Origin of the sequence: Streptomyces sp. 13-12-16 (genome assembly GCF_002114215.1) — a bacterium.
Taxonomy (GTDB): Bacteria; Actinomycetota; Actinomycetes; order Streptomycetales; family Streptomycetaceae; genus Streptomyces.
The window spans coordinates 1-896 of the sequence record NZ_NCTE01000830.1 but is presented as its reverse complement, the minus strand read 5'-3'; the positions used below and the strand labels follow the sequence as shown (position 1 = coordinate 896).

At 77.6% G+C, this 896-nt stretch carries 1 protein-coding gene; it reads right to left on the bottom strand.

The features are described from left to right. A partial coding sequence (locus tag B7767_RS30015; protein WP_143652698.1) for a lipopolysaccharide assembly protein LapB occupies window positions 1-896 on the bottom strand: 896 nt, incomplete at both ends.

The following is an 896-nucleotide window of genomic DNA, read 5'->3' as shown; positions in this document are numbered from 1 at the left end:
GGTGTCGAGGTCGGCGTCGACCCCGCCGGCCCGGGCCAGCGCGGTCCAGGCGTCGACGAGGGCGTACTGGTCGCGTGCCCTCGCGCGGTCGCCGTCGGCGCCCCGGTCCTCGTACAGCTCGCCGAGCGCGACCAGCGGGCCGGGCAGCGGAGACCGGACGACGACCTGCTCCAGCGTCTCGATGGCGCCCGCGCGGTCACCGCTCGCGGCCTGTGCGCGGGCCCGGCCCTCCAGGGCGGGGAGATGGCCGTCGTCGGCGGCGAGCGCCCGCGCGTAGTGCGTGAGAGCCGTCCCGTACTCGCCCTGGTTCCAGGCGAGCTGTCCCAGCGCGGTCGCGACGTACGCCACGTCGGCGGGCGAGGACGCGCTGTCGAGGGCCCGCCTCAGCACCTCCCGCGCGGTGCGCACATCGCCGCGCAGCTCCCGCACGTACGCGTACCGCGTGAACACGGGTACTCCGGGCCGCCTGCGGTCGGCGGTGGCGGCGGCGTCGGCGGCCTCCTCGTACCGGCCGAGCTCCACCAGCGCGTCGACACGGGAGCACAGGGCGCGTTCGCTGTAGGGGTTCTGCTCCAGGGCCCGGTCGGCGTAGGTCAGGGCGCCGGCGAAGTCGTGCCGCGCGGCGGCGAGGGCGGCCTGCCCGGCGAGGGCCTGCTCGTTGCCGGGTGCGAGCGCGAGGGAACGCTCGAGCGCCCGCTCGGCCTGCGGATAGCGCGAGGGGTCCCCCTGGGTCCGCGCCTGCTCGACATAGGCGGTCCCGAGGGTGGCCCAGCCACCGAAGTCCCGCGGCTGCGCCCGCAGATGCCCCTGCAACGACCGGATCCCGGCCCCGAGATCACCCCTGCCGAGCCCTCCGGCGACGGCCGCCGGCGCGACATCGGCCGCCCCGGCCCGCC